23 protein-coding genes are annotated in these 19,462 nt (G+C 38.2%); 8 read left to right on the top strand and 15 right to left on the bottom strand.

The genetic code is table 11. The features are described from left to right. Window positions 1-59: 59 nt before the first annotated feature. Together ACJJVU_RS02315 and ACJJVU_RS02310 are read left to right on the top strand one after the other, a co-directional pair. Window positions 60-1,010, top strand: coding sequence for an OmpA family protein (locus tag ACJJVU_RS02315; RefSeq protein WP_405221856.1), 951 nt, complete (start codon window positions 60-62; stop codon window positions 1,008-1,010). 21 nt (window positions 1,011-1,031) lie between these two features. Beyond that, window positions 1,032-1,715, top strand: a complete 684-nt coding sequence (locus ACJJVU_RS02310; RefSeq protein ID WP_405221853.1) for a hypothetical protein — start codon at window positions 1,032-1,034, stop codon at window positions 1,713-1,715. A gap of 80 nt (window positions 1,716-1,795) precedes the next feature. Here ACJJVU_RS02310 and ACJJVU_RS02305 read toward each other — a convergent pair whose 3' ends face one another. The 6 genes from ACJJVU_RS02305 to ACJJVU_RS02280 form a co-directional block, all read right to left on the bottom strand. Beyond that, window positions 1,796-2,212 (bottom strand): OsmC family protein, encoded by a 417-nt coding sequence (locus ACJJVU_RS02305; protein WP_298323579.1) that lies wholly within the window; start codon window positions 2,210-2,212, stop codon window positions 1,796-1,798. Window positions 2,213-2,389: 177 nt separating this feature from the next. After that, complete coding sequence (locus tag ACJJVU_RS02300) at window positions 2,390-2,740, bottom strand: tRNA-binding protein (RefSeq protein WP_405221850.1); 351 nt, start codon at window positions 2,738-2,740, stop codon at window positions 2,390-2,392. Window positions 2,741-2,800: 60 nt separating this feature from the next. Then, window positions 2,801-3,898 (bottom strand): DNA helicase PriA, encoded by a 1,098-nt coding sequence (locus tag ACJJVU_RS02295; RefSeq protein WP_405221847.1) that lies wholly within the window; start codon window positions 3,896-3,898, stop codon window positions 2,801-2,803. Between the two features lie 63 nt (window positions 3,899-3,961). Further along, on the bottom strand, window positions 3,962-5,101 hold the full coding sequence (locus tag ACJJVU_RS02290) for an SPFH domain-containing protein (protein WP_405221844.1): 1,140 nt from the start codon (window positions 5,099-5,101) through the stop codon (window positions 3,962-3,964). Between the two features lie 214 nt (window positions 5,102-5,315). After that, the gene (locus tag ACJJVU_RS02285) at window positions 5,316-6,116 is read right to left on the bottom strand and encodes a hypothetical protein (protein WP_405221841.1); all 801 of its coding nucleotides are present in this window, start codon (window positions 6,114-6,116) and stop codon (window positions 5,316-5,318) included. A 3-nt stretch (window positions 6,117-6,119) separates the two neighbouring features. After that, complete coding sequence (locus ACJJVU_RS02280; RefSeq protein ID WP_405221838.1) at window positions 6,120-7,010, bottom strand: hypothetical protein; 891 nt, start codon at window positions 7,008-7,010, stop codon at window positions 6,120-6,122. Between the two features lie 584 nt (window positions 7,011-7,594). On the opposite strand from ACJJVU_RS02280, the gene ACJJVU_RS02275 reads away from it, so the two are divergent. From ACJJVU_RS02275 to aat, 4 genes are all read left to right on the top strand, one after another. Further along, complete coding sequence (locus ACJJVU_RS02275) at window positions 7,595-8,470, top strand: flavin reductase family protein (protein WP_405221835.1); 876 nt, start codon at window positions 7,595-7,597, stop codon at window positions 8,468-8,470. A gap of 36 nt (window positions 8,471-8,506) precedes the next feature. Then, complete coding sequence (locus ACJJVU_RS02270) at window positions 8,507-8,890, top strand: DUF3127 domain-containing protein (RefSeq protein ID WP_298323566.1); 384 nt, start codon at window positions 8,507-8,509, stop codon at window positions 8,888-8,890. An 84-nt stretch (window positions 8,891-8,974) separates the two neighbouring features. After that, entirely contained in the window at window positions 8,975-9,340 is a 366-nt protein-coding gene (locus ACJJVU_RS02265) for a hypothetical protein (RefSeq protein WP_405221832.1), read from the top strand. Between the two features lie 31 nt (window positions 9,341-9,371). Beyond that, a complete protein-coding gene (aat, locus tag ACJJVU_RS02260) occupies window positions 9,372-10,028 on the top strand; it encodes a leucyl/phenylalanyl-tRNA--protein transferase (protein ID WP_405221829.1) in 657 nt (218 codons plus the stop codon). Window positions 10,029-10,048: 20 nt separating this feature from the next. Here the strand turns inward: aat and ACJJVU_RS02255 are convergent, their stop codons facing one another. Continuing rightward, on the bottom strand, window positions 10,049-10,615 hold the full coding sequence (locus ACJJVU_RS02255) for a DNA-3-methyladenine glycosylase I (protein WP_405227438.1): 567 nt from the start codon (window positions 10,613-10,615) through the stop codon (window positions 10,049-10,051). 67 nt (window positions 10,616-10,682) lie between these two features. On the opposite strand from ACJJVU_RS02255, the gene ACJJVU_RS02250 reads away from it, so the two are divergent. After that, complete coding sequence (locus ACJJVU_RS02250; RefSeq protein WP_405221826.1) at window positions 10,683-11,297, top strand: thioredoxin family protein; 615 nt, start codon at window positions 10,683-10,685, stop codon at window positions 11,295-11,297. A gap of 4 nt (window positions 11,298-11,301) precedes the next feature. On the opposite strand, the gene ACJJVU_RS02245 is transcribed toward ACJJVU_RS02250, so the two are convergent. Together ACJJVU_RS02245 and truB are read right to left on the bottom strand one after the other, a co-directional pair. Then, on the bottom strand, window positions 11,302-12,027 hold the full coding sequence (locus tag ACJJVU_RS02245; protein WP_405221823.1) for a hypothetical protein: 726 nt from the start codon (window positions 12,025-12,027) through the stop codon (window positions 11,302-11,304). A gap of 59 nt (window positions 12,028-12,086) precedes the next feature. Further along, window positions 12,087-12,794 (bottom strand): tRNA pseudouridine(55) synthase TruB, encoded by a 708-nt coding sequence (gene truB, locus ACJJVU_RS02240; protein WP_405221820.1) that lies wholly within the window; start codon window positions 12,792-12,794, stop codon window positions 12,087-12,089. Window positions 12,795-13,004: 210 nt separating this feature from the next. Between truB and ACJJVU_RS02235 the strand changes: the two genes are divergently transcribed. Continuing rightward, the gene (locus ACJJVU_RS02235; protein ID WP_405221817.1) at window positions 13,005-13,877 is read left to right on the top strand and encodes a hypothetical protein; all 873 of its coding nucleotides are present in this window, start codon (window positions 13,005-13,007) and stop codon (window positions 13,875-13,877) included. 12 nt (window positions 13,878-13,889) lie between these two features. Here ACJJVU_RS02235 and ACJJVU_RS02230 read toward each other — a convergent pair whose 3' ends face one another. From ACJJVU_RS02230 to ACJJVU_RS02205, 6 genes are all read right to left on the bottom strand, one after another. Next, window positions 13,890-14,690, bottom strand: coding sequence for an undecaprenyl-diphosphate phosphatase (locus tag ACJJVU_RS02230; RefSeq protein WP_405221814.1), 801 nt, complete (start codon window positions 14,688-14,690; stop codon window positions 13,890-13,892). Window positions 14,691-14,728: 38 nt separating this feature from the next. Next, a complete protein-coding gene (locus ACJJVU_RS02225) occupies window positions 14,729-14,992 on the bottom strand; it encodes a DUF3098 domain-containing protein (protein ID WP_013750750.1) in 264 nt (87 codons plus the stop codon). Window positions 14,993-15,010: 18 nt separating this feature from the next. Beyond that, the gene (locus ACJJVU_RS02220) at window positions 15,011-15,889 is read right to left on the bottom strand and encodes a cell division protein FtsX (RefSeq protein WP_405221811.1); all 879 of its coding nucleotides are present in this window, start codon (window positions 15,887-15,889) and stop codon (window positions 15,011-15,013) included. Between the two features lie 87 nt (window positions 15,890-15,976). Continuing rightward, on the bottom strand, window positions 15,977-16,927 hold the full coding sequence (locus ACJJVU_RS02215) for a hydroxypyruvate isomerase family protein (protein WP_405221809.1): 951 nt from the start codon (window positions 16,925-16,927) through the stop codon (window positions 15,977-15,979). 93 nt (window positions 16,928-17,020) lie between these two features. Next, window positions 17,021-17,665 carry a gluconate 2-dehydrogenase subunit 3 family protein gene (locus ACJJVU_RS02210; RefSeq protein ID WP_405221806.1) on the bottom strand — a complete coding sequence of 215 codons (645 nt, stop codon included), beginning with the start codon at window positions 17,663-17,665 and terminating at the stop codon, window positions 17,021-17,023. A gap of 1 nt (window position 17,666) precedes the next feature. Next, window positions 17,667-19,346 (bottom strand): GMC oxidoreductase, encoded by a 1,680-nt coding sequence (locus ACJJVU_RS02205; RefSeq protein WP_298323861.1) that lies wholly within the window; start codon window positions 19,344-19,346, stop codon window positions 17,667-17,669. Window positions 19,347-19,462: the final 116 nt, after the last annotated feature.

Below are 19,462 nucleotides of genomic sequence, written 5' to 3'. Positions count from 1 at the left end.
TGTAAGTGTTAATATTTTAACTAACTTTAAGAAACAGTAATCACCTAAAAAACAACCAAATGAGTAAGAAAACGGGATACCTACTAGGTATGCTGCTTACGATTGTTATTTGTATGATTCTCGCATGGATTTTTTGTTGCAACACCACTGGAAATAGTGATTTGCAAAACAATCAAAGAGAAAAAACTATTGACAATCCTCCTGCAGTAGCTACTCCAGAAGTAGCAACCTCAATGGCCTTTAACCTTAAAGGACCTGACGGTAATTTTGCTTTTACAAGCAATGACAATTTTAACTTCAACACCTCATCATTTTCAATACTACCTCCTATTTCTGGGAAGGTTACAGATGGCGTAGCTGAGCTCAAAACATACTTTGAGACCACAGGTAATGAAGATAAAATGATAGACATCACAGGATATTATGACAGTGGAGAAAAAAACACCTCAGCATTTGCAGATCTTGGACTTGCGAGATCTAATTCTGTAAAAAACTATTTTGTTGATCAAGGAATTTCTTCTAGCCGCATTAATACGTATGGAGAACTACGCTCATCACTAGTTCCTGATAACAACGTGTACAAAGGTCCTATGGAATACAGGATCTTTAATCAGGCAAATGGAGATCTTGATGCTACTAATACGGCACTACAAGACATAGAGAATAGCCTAAGAGCAGACCCACTAGTATTGTACTTCGATTATGGAGAAGCCTCTGTAACGCTAAGCGAGAAACAACGCTTACAAATAGGAAACATAAGCCGTTATCTAGATAAAAAAGAAGGTGCAACCATCACTGTAGAAGGACACACAGATAGTCAAGGTAGCCTCACAACTAACGATAGATTAGGATTAGAAAGAGCAGAGTTTGCTAAGGCATACCTCGCAAACAACGGTATTCCGGGATCAAAAATTAAAACAGTTTCAAAAGGAGAGCGCAGCCCTATTGAAACAAATGATACCGAGGAGGGACGTAATAAAAATAGACGCGCAGTCATCACATTAAACTAACAGACCAAAAACAAAATAATTATGGATTTTTCAAACATAGCTTGCTGGATATGGCCACTCATCGCGGGTGTCATCTGCGGTATTTTAGGATATTTATTGGGTCGCCTTTTTGGCAGTAGTACTAATAAAACAATAGACTACAGCGCAGATCTTGAAGATTGCAAGCGTAAAACAGCATCTCTACAAGCAGATCTAGATGCGTGTACTCGTAAAACTGCATCCTTAGAGGCAGATTTAGCTTCAAGTGAGTCTAAGCTTAGTCTAGCAAAAAAAGCTCCCTTGGCGGCAACTAGTACCGCGAGCATCGCAAGTTCATTTGCGGCAGGGGCAGCTACAAGTAAAACAGTTATTGAAAATACAAATACTAGTGAACCATCACCATCTATAGGTATTATAGGCGTACCGTTTGATGCAGCAGTTGCAAAAGGTGCCTACGGGAAGAAAAAAGTAAGAGAGAATGACCTCACCATTGTAGAAGGTATAGGTCCAAAAATCTCAGAGCTCTTCCATAATCACGATATTAAAACATGGGCAGCACTAGCAAGCACCTCTGTAGAGAAGTGCCAGGAAGTACTTAATTCTGGTGGAAAACGCTATGAAATACATCGCCCAGGGACATGGCCTATGCAAGCAGAAATGGCAGCACTAGGAAAATGGGCAGAACTCAAAAAATGGCAAGATGAGCATGATTACGGTAAGGCGTAAATAGCTCTATATATTCCATATTAAAAAAGTCCGCTATGATATTTTTCATAGCGGACTTTCATTTTGTAAACAGTTGTTTTCTATAATAGTGTAGCGTCTAGTGTGATTTCTGCTTTCATAAGCTTAGAGAGTGGACACACTTCCTTTGCTTTTTGAGCAATCTCTTCAAATTTCTCTTTTGAGATATTTGGCACTTTACCTTTGGTTACTAACTTAATTGTGGTGATTTCGCCGTCTTCAAAAGTTACGTGAGCGTCTGTGTCAAGACTCTCTGCAACAAAATCTTCTTCATTTAATAAGAAACTTAATTGCATCGTGTAACATCCTGAATGTGCTGCACCTATAAGCTCTTCTGGGTTGGTTCCTACTCCATCTTCAAATCTTGTCCCAAATGCATATTGTGCTTTATCTAATACAGTACTTTCTGTTGATATTGATCCTTTACCTTCTTTCCCACTTCCTGCCCAATGGGCGCTTGCTTTCCTTGTAAACTTCATAATTGGTAATTTAAAACGACAAGAACATGTCCTTATCGCTGCTGTTAATATGAAGTAAAAGTAATTAGATTACGCTTTCGCGAAAGCGATATTAACAGCATATAACATCATCTTTAACAAAGGTTTATAATGACCTCAACTAATAGTCTACACTTGTTTTGAGGAAGTTAAAAGTCATTAACCTATTTGAGTGCCATTTGCTACTTCTCTATCTGGAGCTATTAAAATAACATCCTTATCATTGCCCAAACCTCCCAAAACGAGACACTCACTCATCATCGTTGCAATTTGCTTAGGCGGAAAATTAAGGACTGCAACCACTTGCCTTCCCACTAGTTCTTGAGTAGTATATAACTGAGTGATTTGTGCAGATGTTTTTCTTTTACCGTGCTCACCAAAGTCCACAACCATTTTATAGGATTGATTTCTAGCCTCTGCAAATACCTCTGCAGATAAGATGGTGCCTACTCGCATTTCTACCTTAGTAAAATCACTCCAAGTTAAATTTTTATGTTGGTTATCATCCATAGTTGACTTTTGAAACAGAAACTACATAGCTCATGAGTTAGTTAATAATCTACATTACTGCTAGCCATTATTTGCTAGCATAACAATAACTCCTATCATAATAAGACCCGCTAGTATCGCAAAGAAAATCTTCCAGAATGAATATGGTCGTTTTCCAGAGAGTGCTCCCGTTTCTCCATTAACAAAGAAGTTATATTCCTTACCGTTATAGCGGTATGAACTCACATAAACAGGTAATAAAATGTGTTTAAACGTCTCTTCTGCAAGCTTCATGTCTATAGATGACACTCGTTGTGTATCACCACCTATGTCTCTAGCTGCCCACGTAGATGCTATTTGCTTTGCAACATCACGAGATTTACCATAACCATCTTTAAGAGGAATGGTATATTTTTCTGTCACAAAACCAGATAAAAATCCGCTATTGAAGGGTTGTAATTTTTTAAGATCCCATCTAGCAATTTTAGAAGGAACTCTTCCTGCTCGTTGTTTTGAGGCTTCTACCAAGGTGTCATCTACAAATCCAGATACACTGCCAGAAGCAGGATACCATCGCGTTTTTCGCACCTGTCTAGATTGCGTTTTTCCTTTACTATCTCGATAGGTTTCTGTTACATAGTAGTACTCCCCTCGCTGGCCAGTATAGTTTGCAGCAAGCTGCGCATCAAAGGTCCAGTAAGGTAAATACAGTCCCTTTGTAAATTGTGGATCTAGTGAAGCTTTCTTTAATTTATTAGGAGCCCACCACAACCCATTTACCCACTTTTTAAAAATAGTAAACGAGGCACCCTGATCTATTTGAAATGGCAATACAGCTCCTGGCAAGATCCAGTCTTCCTTACGCATATCTTCAAGTATGAGCGGCATACTGCAATACACGCAATGCAGGGACTTATAATGCTCTTCTACATGCTGGTTTGCCCCACAGTTTTTACAGTGAAGCATTGAGATTTCTTCGCTGTTTTTTTGATCTCCCATTTTATCCAAATAAGGATAAAGCTCTAGTTCTTCAAACTTACTGGTCTCAAGTGATATTTTTTCTTGATGCCCGCAGTACTCACAGGTAATAGACGTTGTACCTGGCTTATACTTAAGCTCTGCACCACAATTGATACATGCCTTTTTAAGTTCAGTTTTATGAATGGGTGTTTCTTCCATATAGGAATAATAATAGGTGCGTATGTAGAAATACGCACCTCAAAAAGTTTTAGTTATAAAATATTATTGTGGTAACGGCGGCGGTGTGTTACCTCCTAAGAAAGACTTAAGCTCTTCCACCTCTTGCAATGCAGTCCATGCAGCCATTCCCTGTTTCCACACAAGACTCTCCTTATTGATAGTGCGGTTTGCAAATAAAGCCTTGAGCTGATCGATACCTACGGGTCCTTGTTGCGCACCGTTTACAGCATAAAAATATTGTACTGCGGCTGGCATAGGTGGAGGCATCATTCCTCCTTGATTCATTTGGGGTTGTGCTTGTTGTTGTCCTCCCATTTGTGGAGACATCATTCCGCCCATTTGTTGCGCAAGAACAAAGCCCATTCCCATTCCCATTCCTGCTCCTGCAGTACCACCTTCATTAATAGCTGCAGCTTCTATTGCTTTTGCGGTTTTGAACTTAGTAAGTTTATCTAGGTCTATTTTATCCAGACGACTGTATTCAAATATTTCTTTCTTGAGGTCTTCTGGCATCGACACATTCTCGATGTAAAACTTCTCAAGAGAAATACCTACAGACATGAACTCTGGCTTCATTACCTCTTGGCACGTATCAGAAAGCTCAGACGTATTTGCAGCATACAGCTCTATAGGAAGATTTGCTTCTCCTACCGTATCTGTAAATCTTGTTGCAATGAGACTTTTGAGATGCTCATTAATCTCAAAATTAGTAAAGTTGTTATCTGTCCCTACGATGTCTACGATAAACTTTCCAGCATCTGCAATTCTAAAGGCGTAGGTTCCAAAAGCACGAATCTCAACCAGTCCAAAACGGTCATCACTTAATGTAATTGGGTTTTTAGTTCCCCACTTTTCGTCTGTAAATAAGTGTGTGTTTACAAAATAAACTTCTGCTTTAAATGGAGAGTTAAAGCCATATTTCCAACCTTTAATAGTAGATAATATTGGTAAATTTTGAGTAGTCAGGTCATATGTTCCTGGTGTAAAAACATCTGCCAGTTGGCCTTCATTTACAAACACTGCCGTCTGTCCTTCACGTACAACAAGCTTTGCACCATTTTTTATCTCATTTTGATAGCGCTCAAAACGGTGAGCAATGGTGTCATCTGTATAGTCTAACCACTCGACAATATCTATAAACTCATTACTGAGTTTCTCTTTAATTTTATTAAAAATATCCATAGGTTGTGTTGTTTTATTTTGTGTTTTAAAGTTATGAAAAAATAGTGCACAAAAAATCGGCTATTGTTATTCCTAACATAGCCGATTCAAATAGGTTACTTTATAATAATTAGAGTTCCGTCGGGCAATAATATACTGATGTCAGTAATTTCTAACGGAAGGTATCTTGCGAGATTCACAAGATATTTAAGTTCGTGTATGATTTCTTCCATTATTACACCGTTTTAAATCTTATTGTAACCTCACTATATAATGTAGCATTACTACTAGCACTTTTTGTACTAGCAGGCCTTGCAATAATTCTAACAGAAGGAATGGAAGCTCCTATAGATCCTTTTTCAATCATTGCTGCCTTATCTACCATAATAACCTTGGTATTTCGCTCAGAATCGAATACCTCTTTAATAGAAATTCCTTTGATAGAAATTGGAGTTGCTTCAAGATTTACAATTGATTTTATATCGCCTTTGCCTATTACTATATCCTTAGCTTCAACTTTTGACTTCATTTTTTTAGCAAGGATAGGCTTAGAAACTTGAGACTCTTGATAGTAATTAGAAAGTTCAAGCTTTGCTTTGATTTCTCCAGAATCAACAACTAATTGGGTAGACTCAGCTCTATTAAGGAGTAACTCAATAGAACCTTTATATTCATCTACAAGATTTTCTATCGTGAGGTTTTTAACCTTTTGAACACCGTCCTTAGTCAATTTACCACGATACACAATCCCTTTAAGACTATCAAATTGAGTTTCAAGATAGCTTAATTGATCATCTGTAATTACACCTAGATTTTCAATAAGCGCTCCAAATTGAGCAAGCTCTTTATCAGCTATCATTTCTTCGTTGAGGTAATCTTTTTTAAAGGCATCATATGAAAGATTTAATGCTTCTTGAAGCTCTCTGTATTTTTCCAGTTGGTGATTTTGAGCGGAAAGGGTAGCGTCAAATGTTTCTTGTAACAGCTGCCCCACAAATTCTGAAAATCCTAAACCTACTTCGCTAAAATTTTCCATATCCTATCCGTTTAATGGAGCATAATCCGTTTTGAACTTGATTAGTACTCGTCCAAAGATGTCAACTTTAGTTCCACTAGAATCTCTTTGATACGACTTTGCTGTGTTTACAGTAACAGTTCTACTCACATTTTTTCTTTTTCTCTTTGATCTAAAAATCCCGATGATTCCCCCACCTCTCACATCCTTTGCTTTGGTCTTAATCTTTGCTTTTTGGTTATAGCCGCTACTACTCCCTGAAGTACTATTATTCCAGGTAGAAAAAGTAATCTTAGTCTCTATTTCTCCTTCAGTTACTACTAATCGCATTACACCTTGCTTTGCTATGGTTTGTAACAGACCATACTTGTTTGAAGCAATGAGTGAAGCAATAGCATCGTTTATCTCATTATAGGTGGGAAGGTGATCTGCGATAGCTTCGGCTCCCTCAAGCACTTTTTCATTATATTTATTAAGCGCGTCAAGACCTTGCATTTCACTAGGATCGTTAATTTTATCTACAAGTCCTGTTGCTACTGGAGCGAGTGCATTAATAAGACCTCCCCACCATTTATCGTCAACTGCTGGCTTATCTGCAGCGGCTGGTGCTCCAGGTGCGCTGGGAGGTTGTAATTTATCCAAGTGTTCTGTTATGGCGGTGGCGTCTGGTTCAGGGAGGTCATAAGCTAGTACAAACTCAGATATTTGATCAAAACTAACGTCGTCTTTTGTGTTGTTGATATAAGTAGATAAATCATCTGTAAGTGAAGATACAAATGCTGCATACTCTTCCATTTGTAGAATATGAGCTTCTACTAAAGAATCAAAAACACCTGTAACTAGTTCTTTTGTAAACTCTACAAATGGAATATCTCCAAATCTTGAAGCTGTGTCGATTGCATAATTGTCATTCATAATAATTAGTTTAAAAGATTAATTTGTACAAATATGGCTTAATAACACAACTACCTCCATCTATAAAAACCTATTTGTCAATAGGTTAAATACCTATTAAAAAAAGGAGCATAAAAAAACCTACTATTGTTCCCTCAAACAATAGCAGGTCTTAATTGCCTATATAAAGGCAACTCAAAACAATGTATAGTGGCTTATCATCTATCCTTGGTACTCATATGAGCTTCCATCTGGAAACTCTATTGAGAAATAAGAAACATCAAATTCCTCATCTTGAAAAATTTCTTCTAGAAGTCCCCACTCTTCCGTATTTGTATTCATGACATATCTTTTTAAGTGATTAATACATTACAAATATGAACCAGATTTATGGGTCCCTAAGGGATATAATGGCGTTAATTTACAAGGGCTTACACCCCTATATTTATAAGTGGTTTTTAAATGCGTCATACAAAACCTTACTAATAGAGCTGCTAGATACCTTTTCAAGCAGCGCTATAGAGGTTCTTGTTAAGCTTTCGCGAAAGCGTTATTAATACCCTCAAAGAATTCCTATTTTTGATACACTTTTAAAATCAATATGTATGCTCACGATAGATCCTAAAGAAATTCCAGTTCCACAATTATTTGCTCACCTTACAGGTGCTGTCGGACCGCGTCCTATTGCATTTGCAAGTACTGTAGATAAGAATGGTAAAGTAAATCTTGCTCCTTTTAGCTTTTTTAATGTCTTTGGGGCAAATCCTCCTATTCTTGTGTATTCCCCTTCTAGAAGTGGTCGTGATAACACCACAAAACACACGCTAGATAACGTACTTGAAGTACCTGAATGTACTGTAAACATTGTAAACTATGCAATGGTACAGCAAATGTCACTGGCAAGTACGGCTTATGCAAAAGGTGTAAACGAGTTTACAAAGTCTGGACTTACTGAAAAACCATCTGAGATGGTGCAACCTCCTTGCGTTGCAGAGGCTCCTGTACAGTTTGAGTGTAAAGTAATTGAGGTAAAGCCACTAGGTGATCAAGGTGGCGCGGGAAATCTTGTAATTTGCGAGATTTTAAAAATGCATATTAATGAGGAGGTATTAGATGCTCATGGAGCGATAGATCCTCTCAAGATAGATCAAGTCTCACGAATGGGTGCAAACTGGTATAGTAGAGCAAAAGATGGACTTTTTGAAGTGCCTAAACCAGTTTTGAGAACAGGTATAGGGGTGGATATGATCCCTCAAGAAATAAGAAATAGTACGATACTCACTGGTAACGACTTAGGTATGTTAGGTAATGTAGAGCAGCTACCTACCGAAGATGAGATTTCTGACTTTATAAAACAGCATGAAGATTTAAGAACAAATCTTGCTACAGCAAGTGAGGAAACAGTGCATAAACTAGCAAAGGAATATTTAGATAAAAAAAATGTGGACAATGCGTGGAGAGTTCTGCTCGCAAAACGCTAGGATTTTCATAAATTTACACCCTAATAATTGAACGCGATGGAAGTACAAGGTAAAGTAAAGATGGTCGGTGAGACTCAAACATTTGGGAGCAACGGCTTTAGAAAAAGAGAACTTGTCGTAACGACAGAAGAGCAATATCCACAGCACATTATGGTGGAGTTTGTACAAGATAAAACAGATCTTTTGAACAACTATGCTGTTGGTCAAAACGTAAAAGTGAGCATTAACCTAAGAGGACGCGAGTGGGTAAATCCACAAGGTGAGACTAAGTATTTTAATTCTATCCAAGGATGGCGCATTGAGAATGTAGCTGCTGAAAATGCAGGTGGTGGTCAACCACTTCCTCCTATGCCTCCTGCAGATTCATTTGAGCCTGCAACAAACCTTAATAGTGACGATCACGACGATCTACCATTTTAAGACGATAAAGGTCAACGTATTGATTTTTGAACCCAAAACAATTAACTTGTTTTGGGTTCTTTATTTTTACACCTTTATCAACCTATGATTGTATACGGAGTTTGTAAAAGTTGCCATAACCACTTGAGCCTAAATGTTCTTGCGGATACACGCACAGAACTCTCAAAACAAATAGGTCCAAGCATTTCAAAAAAATGTACCCGATGCGGGGTCACTACCACCTTTACTATAAACCAGCTTAAAGCAAAACTCTCAAAACGCATACGTCATGCGGTTTTGGAGGTTGCAATTGTAGGTGTTGTAATATTATCTTCTGCCTACTACTTTCTCACAGACATCACCTATATCGCCTTAATTATTGCACTTTACACGCCACTTGCAATAGGCTATGTGTGGCATACAAGAAGAAATTTTAAGTTAATTGATACTTTTAATAGAAGCAAAGCCTAGTTATCTTTGTGTATAGCTATTAATTATACTCGTGCTTTTACTCCCAGAAGATCAACATTGGAATAATGAACCTTGGTTTCCAGAACATCATCTGGCAGACGAGGAAGGGTTACTTATGGTAGGTGGTGATCTCACTACAGACTGGTTATTGCTTGCTTATAATTCTGGCATTTTTCCTTGGTATAATGAGGGACAGCCTATTTTATGGTGGACACCGGACCCACGTATGGTAGTAAAACCTAGTGATGTACACGTATCAAAATCTATGCGTAAGGTGTTACGTGACAATCAATTTATAGTTACCTATAACCAGAATTTTCTAGAAGTCATACTTGCTTGTAAACGCATTAAACGCAACGGTCAAGACGGCACGTGGATTACTAATGATATTATAGATGCATATCTCAGACTACACGAACTAGGTCATGCAATCTCTGTTGAGGTTTGGCATGATGAAAAATTAGTCGGAGGTCTTTATGGAATAGATCTTAAGGAGAAGGGAATATTTTGTGGAGAAAGCATGTTTGCAACCATGAGCAATGCCAGTAAAGTGGGATTTATTACGCTTTCGCGAAAGCTAGAAAAAGAAAATTACCACCTCATCGATTGCCAGATGTATACAGACCATCTAGCGAGCTTAGGTGCCGCAGAGATTCCGAGAGATTTATTTCTTGAATATCTACAGTAGGGACGCAATGCCTTGCGTCCCTACTGCACCTTATTATATCTGAAGCAGCTTACTTCGTGGTCATTTACCATACCAATAGCTTGCATGAATGCATAGATAATGGTGCTTCCCACAAATTTGAATCCGCGTTTTTTTAGGTCTTTTGATATGGCGTCACTCAGCGGAGTATTTGCTGGTGCTTCTTTGTACGACTGCACCTCATTTTGGATAGGAGTATTATCTACATAAGCCCAGAGATACTTAGAAAAACTCCCAAACTCTTCTTGAATCTCCATATATAGCCTAGCATTTGTGACTGTACCACGCACTTTTAATTTATTTCTGATAATGCCGGCATCTTGCAATAATGACTGGATTTTATCTTCTTTATAAGCTGCAATACGCTTGTAGTCAAAGTTATCAAAGGCTACTCTAAAGTTTTCTCTCTTTTTTAAAATAGTAATCCAACTCAATCCCGCTTGAAATGTTTCTAATACAAGGAACTCAAAAAGTAAATCCTCATCTCTCAAAGGAGTTCCCCACTCATTATCATGATAAGCTTCATAGAGATCATCACCTACACACCAACCGCATTTGTTTTTTGTCATCATTGATCATTTGGGATTCTAAGGTGAAAGATAGTAAGTTTGTAGCAGAGCTCACGACATATGTGCTATGGAAACAATGGAAAAAACAAGAACACAATTAATAGCAGAGGGTCTCTCTCAGGCTATTTCATATCAAGATTATAGAGTACTTACAGAGACTCACGCCCTAGAAGGAACTAATACAGGTCCAGAAGTGACAGAGGCGCTACATAACTATACAATGCTTAATCACAAGCGCATGAAACGTCTAGACAAGACACTCAAGCTCTCTGATGATGTACAGCAACAAATAAAAGATTTTAAAGGAGATGTAACCTGGCTAGTACTTACAGAGAGCTGGTGTGGTGACGCTGCTCAAACGATGCCTATGATGCAAAAGTTTGCAGACCTCAACCCTAACATTAAATTTAAAGTTGTTCTTAGAGATGAGAATCTTGATCTTATGGATCAGTTTCTATATAATGGAGGACGTTCTATTCCGAGACTTATCGCTGTAAATAGCGACACAAATGAAGTGATAGCAGACTGGGGGCCACGTCCATCTGAGGCTACAAAAATGGTTAATGACTATAAGGAAGCCCACGGTAAGTTAACGCCAGAATTTAAAGAAGATTTACAAGTGTGGTATAATAAAGACAAAGGACAAGGAACTGCCCAAGATTTACTTAAACTACTTAAGTAAGCTCTTACCCTTGAAAATCAAAAGTCACACTCCCTAATTGTGTGGCTTTATTTCCTTTATCAAAGTAAGCTCTTGTTAAATACTCCATTGCCTGATCTATGAGACATCCATTTGAGCTTGTAGAGGCACTTTTATTATAATCCTTATCAATGATAGTTCCTTTATCGTTTACGGTGATATTCACTACTATTTTACCGTAAGCATCGCAGGTATACACAGGATTAGGTAAAACTATTGCAGTACGGCCTACTAGATCGTAAGAAACCGTACTATGTCTATAAGCACTTTTCTTTTTCTTATTACGTGCAGCTTCTCGAGCATCTATAGCCGCTTGTACCTCTTCTCTTTTTGCTTCTAGATTACCTTCTCTAGCTTCTTGAAGTGCCTTAAGCTTAGCCTCATAGTCGTCATTAAGTTGCTCTACACTATTCTGCTGTTGAGCTTCTATTGCTTTTCTAATTTCGTCGTTATCTTGAAAGCTTCTATTTTCCTCCCTAAGTTGAGCGGTATTGTAGGCTTGGTTCGTTTTTGAAATACGACGCTCTTGAACTTGATCTTCTTGTTGCTCTTGAAGCTCCTCTACTACCTCCTCAGTAATTACAGGAATCTCTATAAACTCCTCTATCTCTCCTTGATATGGTTTTACTCCCAGAAAGAAAAAAACGAGCACAAGTAAAATTGCCCCCGTAACGGTAATTAGTAAAGCCTTATCAGAATGAGAAATCTTCATAAAGAACTAAAATAATAAAAGAAAAATAGGTCAATCGCCTAATAACAGCGTTTCACGAATTATTCCTCCGTGGAACCAGCTGTAATTTCGGCTATAAATCCATCAAGAGACTGTGCATCATCTACGTTGTAATCACCTATTTTGGTTCTTCTCAACGCACTTAAGTGAGCTCCACTTTTGAGTCCTTCGCCAAAGTCAAATGCTAGCGATCTAATATATGTTCCTTTACTACAGCGCACTTTAAAATCTACTTCTGGCATTGCAATACGTGTGATTTCAAAAGATGAGATATTAATCTCTCGTTTAGGAATATCTACTTCTTCTCCTGCTCGTGCAAATTCATACAAGCGTTTCCCCTCCTTTTTGAGTGCAGAAAATACTGGCGGGCGTTGCATGATGTTTCCTTGGTACGCTTTCGCGAAAGCGTAAATATCCTCATCAGTAATATGTTCTGTAGAAAAAGTTTGATCTACTTCTGTCTCAAGATCATAACTAGGCGTAGTACCACCTAAAACAATGGTGCCCGTATATTCCTTTTCTTGCCCAACGAACTCGTGTAAGCGCTTTGTAAACTTCCCCGTACAAATAATCATAAGACCCGTTGCCAAAGGATCCAACGTACCCGCATGACCTACTTTAATCTTCTTAATATTAAGGTTCTTACGTATAAGCCAGCGCACTTTGTTAACCAGCTGGAACGAGGTCCACTCTAGCGGTTTATCAAAAATGAGTACTTGCCCATCTTTATAATCTTGATCTGTAAGCATAGCCAGCTTGGTTTTGTAGGTTTTGTTAGGGACTAAGAGGCAAAGTTATCAAGATAATGCTATTTAACTAGAAATATCACGCATAACTTATTATGCTTTTTATGATATCAAAATACTCTTATTGTGGTTTAATGATATATTTTTATAAGAAATCACCTCCTTATCTCCGTAATAAATAAGAGATATACTTTAAAATAAAATATGTCCCAGTTGCAAAGAATTATTGTTTTAGTAGGTTTAATCCTAATGTGCACGCAATGTTCATCTAATGATGGGTCGTCTGATGATGCAGTAGAAGTTACTGTTCCTGTAGTTACACCAACAGATGAAACAGATGACGATGGTACAACAGATGAAGCCAATGCTCTAGACACCGAGGCCTTCTCATTTGAGCCAAATTTAGTTATAGAAAATAGTTTCAATACGGGTGGTTGTATACCTGGACCTTGTGATACAGACGATGAAAATCTCGATGACATTTTTGAAAGTGGACAGCCAGATGACGAGTATTTTTATTCTTCTAATAACGGAACCATTTTGAATTTGAAGTGCCAACTAGAAAAAGGAAGAAGAACCGAGTTTAAACAATCCTCAGAAGGTCCATTAACAACACCATCTCGCATGGAATTTGAAGCAGTATACTTAGATATTCCTACAGAAGGAATAACCATTGCGCAGGTTCATAATAGAGGTGGTAGTTCTAATAAGCCTTTTTTTAGACTTGAATTGCATAATGATGAACTAGAAACTGTCGTACGAAGAGATCCAGAAGTAAGCTCGAGTGATACAGAATTTGATAAAGATTTTTACTCTTTTGTCAATGGTGCAAACTATAATGCTGAGCCTTTAAAAATCATTATTGAAAAAGGTAATGGTGTTGTACATCTTATTGTAGCCCAGGGAGGTCAAACGCTTATAGATGATACTTATAGCCCTGAGGTAGGCACAAACTGGATAGAAGATAATGGTATTGCAAATGGATATTATCTTAAGGCTGGAATCTATAATCCAGCTGCAAACCATACTGAAGCTATTGAATTACAGTATTCAATGTTTCACTTTACATCAGAAGACGAGAACTAGAGATAAAACGTATTAAGCTTGATTATAGATGGAAAATCCTATTGCAATTACTCCTACAATGAGACAGTAAATAGCAAACCAAGAGAGTTTACTTTTCTTAACAAGTTTAATCATCCACGTACAAGCTACAAGTCCTGCTACAAAGGCAGCTACAAAGCCTATTACTAGTACAGATACGTTACCCGTTTGTGTGGTAAGCGCTCCATCCATAAGGTCTTTTGCAATCTTCCCAAAAATAAGCGGAATCACCATTAAAAATGAAAAACGCGCTGCTTTGCTCTTATCATTACCCAATAACACAGAGGTAGATATAGTTGCTCCACTGCGAGAAATACCAGGAATCATTGCCACTGCTTGAGAGACGCCAATTATAAATGCATTTGAAAAAGTAACATTCTTTTGAGTGTCTTTTGCTCTATCTGCGAAGTATAATAGCACCGCAGTTACAAGAAGCATACAGCCTACGAGCATGATATTTCCTCCAAAAAGCGCTTCTAGCTGTTCTTCAAAAAACAGCCCTACAATTACTGCAGGAATCATGGATAACACGATTTTTGCCGAAAATTGTGTTTCTTCATTCCACTCGAATGAAAACAATCCGCTCAAAATTTCTACAATATCTTTTCTAAAAACTACGATGGTAGAAAGTGCCGTGGCAAAGTGCACAACAACGGTAAACATCAAGCTTTCTTCTGGGACAGAAGTGTCTCCTAAGATTGCCTTCCCTAGTTCTAAATGACCACTAGAAGAAACTGGTAAAAACTCTGTGAGTCCTTGAATGACACCAAGGATTAATGCGTCTAAGTTATCCATAACCGCAAAGATAAGATTGTCGTTATAAGGGGCAAGTGTTACTTCCCTTTATTAGGGTTAAGTAGTATCGCATATACTTCTATACCAAAACCTATGAGAATCACAGCAGGTGCTAGACGTATACGTCTCCATGAGTAGATCTCAGGATTAAAAACATTAGGGTCGTCACTACCACCACCAGACATTAGTATAAAGCCTAAGGCAATCACACCAAGTCCAATAAGCATCCAGGTAAAGTTCTTCTTACCAAAGATAAATTCGGTTTCCTGTTTAATGACTTCTTTACGTTTTTGTTCTCCCATAGTAATACTTTTATACTGCTAGTAGTATAATTCGTCTGTGCGCAAATTTAAGAAACGTTGTGTTGCAAGAAAGGTGCTAAACCAAGTAATCACGATACCCATCATAAATACACCTCCAAAAAGTGCTCCTAATAGTAGTGGATCATCAAGTAATGTGAGTTGAGGAAAAGTCTTGTTTGCATAATACAATACTCCAGCCATCCCTGCAATGGCTATAAGCGCTCCTATAATCCCTAAGCGCACGCTTTTCCAAACGAAAGGCCTACGTATAAATTTCTTTGTTGCTCCAACCATCTGCATGGTTTTTATGGTAAAACGCTTAGCATACACGGATAATCGTATAGAACTATTAATAAGCAACACTGCTATAAAAGTGAATATCCCTGAGATAATAAGAATCCACAGGCTCATTTTCTTAATGTTGTCGTTAAGAAGTGAGATTAACGGCTTGTCATACGTCACTTCCTCAACAAAGTTTTTAGAAGCAATCTCTGCAGCAATTTCTGATACTTTCTCTGCTGACACGTAATCTGCATTAAGGTATAAATCTATGCTATTTTGTAGTGGGTTTTCTCCAAGGTAGTCTACAAAATTTTCTCCTAAAGCTTCGCTATGTGCTTCAGCAGCTTCTTCTTTTGATACAAACTGTATAGATTTTGTGTATTCTGCCAGTGATAAAGACTTCTCAAGCTGCTTCATCTCCACATCTCTTGCTCCATCTTTAAAGTAAACACCTACTGCAATAGTCTCTTTAAAATAGTCGGCTACTTTTTTGGTGTTAAGCACTAGTAATCCTAGTATTCCCAGTAGAAATAGCACCAAAGCAATACTAATCACCACCGAAAAATAGGAGGTAATTAATCGTCGTTTCTGGTATTTCTCAAAGGATGAACTCATCTGCTAGGGTTTTGAGTAAAAGTAGTAAATCCTACACACTCCGTTATCAAACGTATAGATTCTGATTGTATTATTTTAAAAAATAATTTATAAGAAGAGATCACTCTCCACATACGCATCTATTACAAGCTGCTCGCCTTCCTTCCCTTTTATACTATTGCCATGCTCCATTCCTAAAACTCCTTTAAAATCGCGGCTATGAATGTATTTAAATACATTTTTATAGTTAATCTCTCCAGAAGTAGGCTCATTGCGCCCCGGGTTATCTCCTATCTGGAAATAAGCAATCTCGTCCCAGCACTGTTCTATGTTCGGGATTAGGTTTCCTTCTTGAATTTGCTGATGGTAAATATCAAATAGAATCTTGCACGACGGACTATCTACTGCTTTACAAATTTGATATGCTTGCGGTGACTTAGATAAAAAGAGTCCTGGGTGATTTCTAAAATTGAGTGGTTCAAGCACCATTACAATTCCATGTGGTTCTAGAATGGCCGCAGCTTGTTTTAAAGTCTCTACCACGTTTGCCGTTTGATATGCCATGTCTTGACGCATATCCACATGACCAGGTACGACTGTCATCCACTTTGCATTTACACGTTTGGCAACAGTAACAGATTTCTTAATATCACCTAGAAACTCTTCTCTCCATTCTTGCTTTCCGCTCGCTAGATGAGGTGTTGTCCAGTATATTTTATGAGCTACAAAAACTCCCATAGTCATCCCGCGTTCTTTCATAACAAGTGCCATAGCCTCTTGTTCGGCAATGGGACGGTTGCGCATCTCATTATCTTCGAAGGCGGTAAATCCCTGATCTGCCATAAAGTTGAGCTGATTGATCACATTTTCTCCAGCGAGCTCTTTAAACATACCTACATGTGGAGCATAGTTGAGATTAAAAGAGTGTGCTCCATTTTTCGCTTTCGCGAAAGCGGAAACATCTCCCATCCCATTAACCATAGCGTTTACCCCAATACTACCTAAACCTAAAAAGGAACCCGTGAGAGCTCCTTTTTGTATAAATTTCCTTCTGTCCATAACTTATTAATATTCTTGCAATGATTGCTAGTGTATAGCTATTACAATATTGTCATTTATAGCATTCCATTTATTAATTACATCTGGTGTAATTTATAGAGAATATGTCTTTCCTCCTGTTGCTTCCTCTAGTGGTAAGCAACCTACTTGTTTACCTGGAATAGGCTCATAAGCGAGTACATTTTCTCCTATTTCTTCTGAGGCTTTCCATCCCCATATAGTCATTCCTCTTATATTTCCTAAAAGGCTAAAAGAACCAGCATCTGGATCTACTTTTACCGTCTTGTCATTCTCGTAAACTTGATAAAACTCACCTAAACCTTTATTGTAAATAGCTTGTTCTTCTTGAGATGCATTAAGGTACTTTGTGAGTAAGGCATCATAATCTTCTGCTTCGGCATCTTCAAATGTCTTTCCAGAGGCGTCTTGCAATCTATTTGCAAGTGCGTCAAACCCTGCTAGAATTTGCGTTTTACCTTCTGCATCTACTGCTTGATTCCAGTAAGTATCTATAAACTTGTGTACACCTACATCTACCGCTCCTGGGATCATCTCGTCAGAAGGAATAATAAGATCTACCATATGGCGCAATGCTTTACCTTGAGACTTGCTTAAAAATACAGGCTCAAACACCGGTCCATCTGCTTTACAACTTTGTAAAAGGCTCAATATCGTAGGTGTTGCAACAAGTGCTACTCCACCTAATCCTAAGTTCTTTATTAATTGTCTTCTATTCATCTTACGCTTCTTTTTTGATTTGAGCAGCAGCGTGATTTGCAGCACGTGCGCTAAAAGCCATATATGTGAGTGATGGGTTTACACAACTTGCAGAGGTCATAAACGCTCCGTCTGTTACATAAACGTTAGGAACAGCATGCAACTGGTTATTACCGTTACAAACTGATGTCTTAGGATCACGACCCATACGAGCCGTACCCATTTCATGTATTCCGTTACCCGGAGCACTAGGATCATCCATAGTCTGGATATCTGTAAATCCAGCCTTTTTAAGCATATCTTTTGCACTTGCAATCATATCCTTACGCATTTCCCACTCATTCTCTTTCCACTCTGCGTCAAAGTTTACCTTAGGTTGTCCCCATTTATCAAGATCATTATAATCTAGCGTCATTTTGTTCTCATGGTAAGGAAGACATTCTCCAAAGCCCATAAGACTCATAGTCCATCCTCCTGGTTTTTGAATCTCTTCTTTAAGCTTTGCTCCGTATCCTGCTTCGGCAATTTGTGGTTGGTAATCACCACGACCTGCACCACCTTGATAACCGTAACCACGCTTAAAGGTTTTTTGATCTGTTACTCCGCCTATGTTTCTAAAACGAGGAATATATAACCCATTAGGACGACGTCCTTTGTAATATTTGTCTTTATCACCATCCCACTTTGCAGTTGCTCCTGCTTTAAAGTGGTGATCCATTAAGTTGTGTCCTAGCTCTCCAGAGTCATTACCCATCCCGTTAGGAAAACGCTCACTCTTAGAGTTCATAAGAATACTAGCAGAGGCAATTGCAGAAGCACAAAGGAAAACGGTCTTTGCTTTAAACTCCATAGTCTCCATGGTCTCTTGGTCGGTAACTTTTACTCCAGTTGCCTTCCCTGTTTTATCATCATACACCACTTCTGTTACGATAGAAAATGGACGTAACGTCATATTTCCTGTACGCTCGGCAGCTGGTAAAGTAGATGAGTTACTTGAGAAATACCCTCCAAAAGGACATCCTCTCACACAGCGATTTCTAAACTGGCAAGCAGAGCGACCATCATAAGTTTTTGCTCCTGTAATGTGCGCAACACGCCCAATAGTAAGTAAACGACCGTCTTTGTAATTTTCGGCCATGTTTTTCTTAAGTACTTCCTCTACACAGTTAAGTTCCATAGGAGGTGAGAATTTACCATCAGGTAATACTTCAAGACCTAGACTCTCTCCAGAAACAGAGATATACTCTTCCACCTTATCATACCAAGGAGAAATATCGCTATAACGCACTGGCCAGTCTACAGCTATGCCTTCTTTTTTATTTGCTTCAAAATCAATATCAGATAAACGGTAACTCTGGCGTCCCCACATAATAGAACGACCTCCCACGTGATATCCACGTATCCAGTCAAAACGTTTTGTCTCATTATAAGGATGATCTACATCATCTACAAAAAAGTGACGACTCTCTGCTTTATGAACATAACCCGTACGAGCTTGCTTCTCATAACGAGCCTCTACTTCTACACTATTATTACCCTTTAACTCAAAGTCCCAAGGGTCTTTATGCATAGTAGGGTAGTCTTCAATGTGATTAACCATACGACCACGCTCTAAAACAAGCGTTTTCATACCATTCTCACATAACTCTTTTGCTGCCCATCCTCCGGAGATTCCTGAGCCTACGACGATTGCGTCGTACATTTCGTTTTCGTTGGCTGTGTTCACTATATATTGTATTAATGAAAAAAAATTGTGATGTAGTTTACCAAATATATAAATTTTAAGTTGTTTTTTGTTAATATGAGAAAAAGGTTACC

This window comes from Dokdonia sp. Asnod1-B02 (assembly GCF_045063955.1).
Taxonomy (GTDB): Bacteria; Bacteroidota; Bacteroidia; order Flavobacteriales; family Flavobacteriaceae; genus Dokdonia.
This window is presented reverse-complemented; position numbering and strand designations above follow the sequence as displayed.